Below are 4,922 nucleotides of genomic sequence, written 5' to 3'. Positions count from 1 at the left end.
GATCGACCCGGGCGTCGTGCGCGTGCCGCTGCGGCTGCGCAGCGAGAGCGCACGGGTCGCGTTCGCGTGGGCCGTGAGCCTGCTCCCGGGCACGGTCGCGGCGGTGCTCGGCGACGACGAGCTGACGATCCATGCGCTCGATACGTCCCTGCCGCTGCGCGAGCGCCTGCTCGAGCTGGCCAACGCCGACCTGGGCGCGCCCGTCGAGCGCCTCCGGGAGCCGATCGAGCGCTACGACGAGCTGATCCGGGAGGCGTTCCGGGAGTATCGGCTCGAGGCCTCCGCCCGCGAGGTCTTCGCGCTGCTCGAGCGCAGCCGGTGGTACCCCTTCATCGCGTTCGAGCTGCCGCCCGACGATCTCGAGCGGTTCGTCCTCGAGCGACCCGCCGGGGAGTACACGATCCCCGAACTGCTCGAGTACGCCGACTACTCCCGCTCGAAGCTCTCCCACTACGTCGAAGACGCCGACGAACTCAAGCGGACGGTCGCGACCCAGCGGACTTACCTCGAGGGGATCGACGGCGAACCGCTGACCGTCGGTTGGCCCCCCGGTCCCGCGGGCCTCCTCGAGCGCCGAACCCGCGAGTTCCGACCGTTCGTCGACCGCGTCGCCGACGAGGAGACCGTCGTCGCGCTTCGGGAGGTGCGGGCGCTCGCCCGCGACGACGAGTACGACCGCCTCCAGACGGCGGCCCAGGCCGTCGAACAGCTCACCGCCGACGAGCGCGAGCGACTTCGTGAGGGCCGCGTCGAGGCCGAACTCGAATCCTTGCGAACCGAGCGGGAGCGCCTCGAGGCCGCGCTCGATGTCGACGATCCGGTCTGAGACGGTCCGCCGGACGATGTGTGGTCGCTCCGACCCCCATCTTCGACGGCGGCGGCGGCCACCGTCCGGAGCGACTGACAGTCCCGCCCTCTTTAACAAGGTCCCACCACTCAGTTAATACTCCGGCACCCACTACCGAACGACGATGAATCACTGGAACCGGCTTCTCGCGGCGCTCGGCGTCGCCCTGCTCGCCGGTGCGGGGGGCTCGATTCTGTACTCGCTGTCCAGCCACGGCCACAACCCGGAAGTGGCACTGCTCGAGGTGTTCATCGATGCCGTCCTGATCGGGCTCCCGGGAGCCGCGATGGTGTACACCGGCTTCCGGCTACCGAGGACGACGATTTCGCCCGGACTCTACTCGCGGATCGTCGCGTGGGTCGTCGGCGGGGTCGTCGTCATGGCCGTCGTCGTCGGTCTCCGCGAACTCCACCCCGGCGTCGACCTCGATCTGACGAGCGGAGCCCAGCTCATCCTGCTGTCGATCAGCTCCCTCACCGGACTGCTGGTCGGCGTCCAGGACGCCCGTACCAGGACGCAGGCGAAGCGCCTCGAGGAACAGAACGCGGAGCTCCGGCAGAAGTACGAACTCGAGCGACAGAACGAACGGCTGAAACGCGCGGAACGGCGCCTCGAGGAGGCGGTCTCGGAGCTGGAGGCCTCGAACGAGCGCCTCGAGGAGTTCGCCTACGCGGTCTCGCACGACCTCCAGGAACCCCTGCGAATGGTCACGAGCTACCTGCGGCTGATCGAGGATCGGTACGCCGACGACCTCGACGAGGACGGCGAGGAGTTCATCGCCTACGCCACCGACGGTGCGGACCGAATGAGCCGGATGATCGACGGCCTGCTCGCGTACTCGCGGGTCCAGACGCAGGGGAGTCAGCTCGAGCCGGTCGAGCTGGATCGCGTGCTCGAGGACGTTCGCACCGACCTGCAGCTCCGGCTCGAGGAGACCGATGCGGACGTCGCCAGCGAGCCGCTGCCCCGGGTACAGGGCGACGAGAGCCAGCTGCGACAGGTGTTCCAGAACCTGCTGTCGAACGCGATCGAGTACAGCGGCGACGAGCCGCCGCGGATCCGGATCGCCGCGGAACGGGCCGCGACGGACGCGACAGAAGGCGGCCGGGAGTCATGGACGGTCTCGGTCAGCGACGACGGCGTCGGGATCGATCCCGCGGACCAGGGCCGGATCTTCGACCTCTTCCAGCGGATCGACACGGACGACGAGCGGACGGGGTCGGGGATCGGGCTGGCGGTCTGTGAGCGGATCGTCGAGCGACACGGCGGGGAGATCCGCGTCGACTCCGACCCCGGCGAGGGATCGACGTTCTCCGTGACGCTTCCCGCCGCGGATCCGGTATCGACCGCTCGGGAGGTCGACGGCGCGGCGCTCGACCGGTAGCCCCGTTTCGCGGTCGGTCCCGGGAACTGAAGGGGCCGCCCGCCGTACGTACGGTATGGCCGGACAGGTCGTTGTCCCGATGGACGACTCCGATCCCGCACGCGGCGCACTCGAGTACGCCATCGAGCGGTTCCCCGACGACGAGATCACGGTCGTCCACGCGGTCGACGACCTCGAGGCGGGGTACGCCGGCGAGCCGTCGGCGGCCGACAGCGAGGTCTTCGAGGACGCCAGGCGAATGGCCGAGGAACGCGGGCGTCGACTCGAGACCCGCGTGCTCGAGGGCCAGGCCGCCGAGGCGATCCTCGAGCACGTCGCGGAGGCCGACGTCGACGGGATCGTGATGGGAAGCGAGGGTCGCTCGGGCGTCTCGCGGATGCTGCTGGGTAGCGTCGCCGAGCAGGTCGCCCGCCAGTCGCCGGTTCCGGTCACGATCGTCCCGAACGACTCGTGAGCTACCCCGAAACACCGACGTTTTCACCTCGAGCCGTCGAACGAGGGGTATGGACGATCGGACGGGGACGACGCTTCACACGGGTCTCCTCATCCTGACGACGGCGGGCGTCGCCTGGCTCTCGGGGCTGCCGATGGTGTTTCCGAGCCTCGGCCCCTCCGCGTTCGTGCTGGCGCTGTTTCAGGACAGCGACGCGACCTCGCCGCGGCGGGTGATCGGCGGCCACGCGATCGGCGTCGTCGCCGGACTGATCGCCTACCACCTGCTGGCGGGCGGCGTCAGCATGACTTCGGCGACGGCGCCGGGCTCGCTCGAGGGGCTCCAGCTCGCCGCCAGCGCCGTCCTCGCGACGATGCTGACCGTCGGCGGCATGCTCGCGACCGACACCCGCCACCCGCCGGCCTGCGCGACGACGCTGATCGTTTCCCTGGGATTGCTCTCGACGCTGTGGGAGGGGACGCTGATGGTACTGGCGGTCGTCTTGCTCGTCGTCGCCCACCGACTCCTGCTGGCGACCGAGCGCGTCGGCGCCCGGTACGGCGAGGAGCTTCGGCACTGAACTCAGTCGCCGGCGTCGGTCGTCTCGACGTCCTCGCGGGGAAGCTGTTGCTGGAGCACGAACGGGCCGAAGTCGGCGGCCGTTCGCCGTGCGATCGTCGCGATCCGGAGCACGTACGCCAGCAACACGGCGAAGGGACTGAACAGCGCCGTGATCGTCGCGGCGACGACGACCACGTAGAGCCACGGGTGCAGCGCCAGCGCCAGCAGGTTGTCGTACGCGAGGATCACGAAGGCGCCGCCCAAAAGCGTCGGAAAGCCGACGTACAGCAGGATCTTCGAGAGATCCGCCAGCTCCTGTTGCATGTAGACCGTCTTGAAGTACTGTCGGGCGACGTGGATGTCTCCGAGGAGGTCCTCGAGGCGCTCGAGCTGGTTGTCGGCGGCCGTCGAGAGCTCGAACCGGTGGTGTTCGCGGATCTTGCGGACTTCCTGGAGCTGCCAGGGATCGTTGTAGTGGAGAATGACCGCGATCAGTTCGAAGGTGCCGAAGGTCACCCCCTCGAGGGAAAGGCCTGCTGCCGGCAGCCGCTCCGCCTCAGGCGTCGTTTTTCGCCGCGGAGAGCGTCTCGTACATCTCGTCGGCGAGCCCGTTCGCCCGGTCGTCGTCGCGGGCCTCGGCGTAGATCCGGACGAGCGGTTCGGTGCCGGACGGCCGAGCCAGCACCCACGCGTCGCCGTGGTCGAGGCGGTAGCCGTCGCGGGTGTTGAGTTCGGCGTCGGCCTTCTGGGCGTGGTTGGCCGCGGCGTCTAACATCGCGTCGCGTTCGGCCGTCGACTCGTACTCGATGTTGCGTCGAACGTTGGCGTAACCGCTGTAGGGGGCGACGATCTCGCTGACGGGCCGCTCGGCGGCGAGTTCGAGGAACCGCGCGGCGGTGTAGGCGCCATCGCGGGTGAGTCGGTAGTTCGGGAAGAAGATCCCGCCGTTGCCCTCGCCCGCGACGGGGACCTGTTTGTTCTTGGCCTCGAGCTCCCGGATCCGGGTGATGATGTTGGTCGACCCGATCGGCGTCAGCTCGAGTTCGGCGCCGATCTCGTTGACGACGTCGACCAGGCGCTGGGAGACGTTGACCGCCGAAACGGTGGTGTCCTCGGGGTCGAGTTCGGCCGCCGCGAGGGCAGCCAGCGTGGCGTCGCCCTCGACGTACTCGCCGTCCTCGTCGAAGAATATCGCTCGATCCGCATCGCCGTCGTGGGCGATCCCGATATCGGCGTCGGTCGACCGGACGAGCCGACCCAGATCGCCGAGGTTCGAGCGTACCGGTTCCGGATCGCGGCCGGGGAAGTGGCCGTCGGGCTGGCCGTTGACGGTGACGACCCGACAGCCCAGTCGCCGGAAGAATTCGGGACTGGTCAGCGAGCCGGCACCGTGGCCCGGATCGAGCGCGATCGTCAGGTCGGCGTCGGCGATCCGCTCGCGGTCGACGGCCTCGAGCAGCTCGTCGACGTACTCGCGTCTGGCACCTTCGACGTGTCGGACGCGTCCAGTCTCGTCCCAGGGGGCGACCGTAAAGGCCTCCGCGAGCAGCGTCTCCTCGATCTTCTCGAGGTCGGAGACGGCGAGTTCGACGCCGTCGCGGTCGACGAGCTTGACGCCGTTGTACTGTGGCGGGTTGTGCGAGGCCGTGATGACCATGACGGGTACCTCCTCGCGCTCGGCGTAGGCCTGTGCGCCC

Annotated in this window: 5 protein-coding genes and 1 pseudogene; 4 read left to right on the top strand and 2 right to left on the bottom strand. The window is 69.2% G+C overall.

Going from position 1 to position 4,922, the window contains the following annotated elements:
• The 4 genes from ACNA7R_RS19225 to ACNA7R_RS19210 all read left to right on the top strand — a co-directional run.
• On the top strand, positions 1 to 826 hold an 826-nt coding region (locus ACNA7R_RS19225), incomplete at its 5' end, for a Na+/H+ antiporter subunit E (RefSeq protein WP_416285126.1).
• Positions 827 to 971: 145 nt separating this feature from the next.
• A complete protein-coding gene (locus ACNA7R_RS19220; RefSeq protein ID WP_416285125.1) occupies positions 972 to 2,231 on the top strand; it encodes a sensor histidine kinase in 1,260 nt (419 codons plus the stop codon).
• A gap of 55 nt (positions 2,232 to 2,286) precedes the next feature.
• A complete protein-coding gene (locus ACNA7R_RS19215) occupies positions 2,287 to 2,685 on the top strand; it encodes a universal stress protein (protein ID WP_416285123.1) in 399 nt (132 codons plus the stop codon).
• A gap of 49 nt (positions 2,686 to 2,734) precedes the next feature.
• Positions 2,735 to 3,244, top strand: a complete 510-nt coding sequence (locus ACNA7R_RS19210; protein WP_416285122.1) for an HPP family protein — start codon at positions 2,735 to 2,737, stop codon at positions 3,242 to 3,244.
• Between the two features lie 2 nt (positions 3,245 to 3,246).
• Here the strand turns inward: ACNA7R_RS19210 and ACNA7R_RS19205 are convergent.
• A pseudogene (locus ACNA7R_RS19205) lies at positions 3,247 to 3,753 on the bottom strand (hypothetical protein); the annotation flags it as partial.
• 28 nt (positions 3,754 to 3,781) lie between these two features.
• Positions 3,782 to 4,922, bottom strand: a 1,141-nt coding sequence (locus ACNA7R_RS19200) for a phosphoglucosamine mutase (protein WP_416285121.1), incomplete at its 5' end; no start/stop codon positions are given.

Origin of the sequence: Natronococcus sp. (assembly GCF_047921035.1) — an archaeon.
Taxonomy (GTDB): domain Archaea; phylum Halobacteriota; class Halobacteria; order Halobacteriales; family Natrialbaceae; genus Natronococcus.
The sequence above is the reverse complement of the archived record's forward strand: the minus strand, read 5'-3'. Positions and strand labels throughout refer to the sequence as shown.

Excerpts from the sequence above, each read along its gene's own strand:
- ACNA7R_RS19220 (WP_416285125.1), top strand. The coding sequence starts at position 972 with ATGAATCACTGGAACCGGCTTCTCGCGGCGCTCGGCGTCGCCCTGCTC.
- ACNA7R_RS19215 (WP_416285123.1), top strand. The coding sequence starts at position 2,287 with ATGGCCGGACAGGTCGTTGTCCCGATGGACGACTCCGATCCCGCACGC.
- ACNA7R_RS19210 (WP_416285122.1), top strand. The coding sequence starts at position 2,735 with ATGGACGATCGGACGGGGACGACGCTTCACACGGGTCTCCTCATCCTG.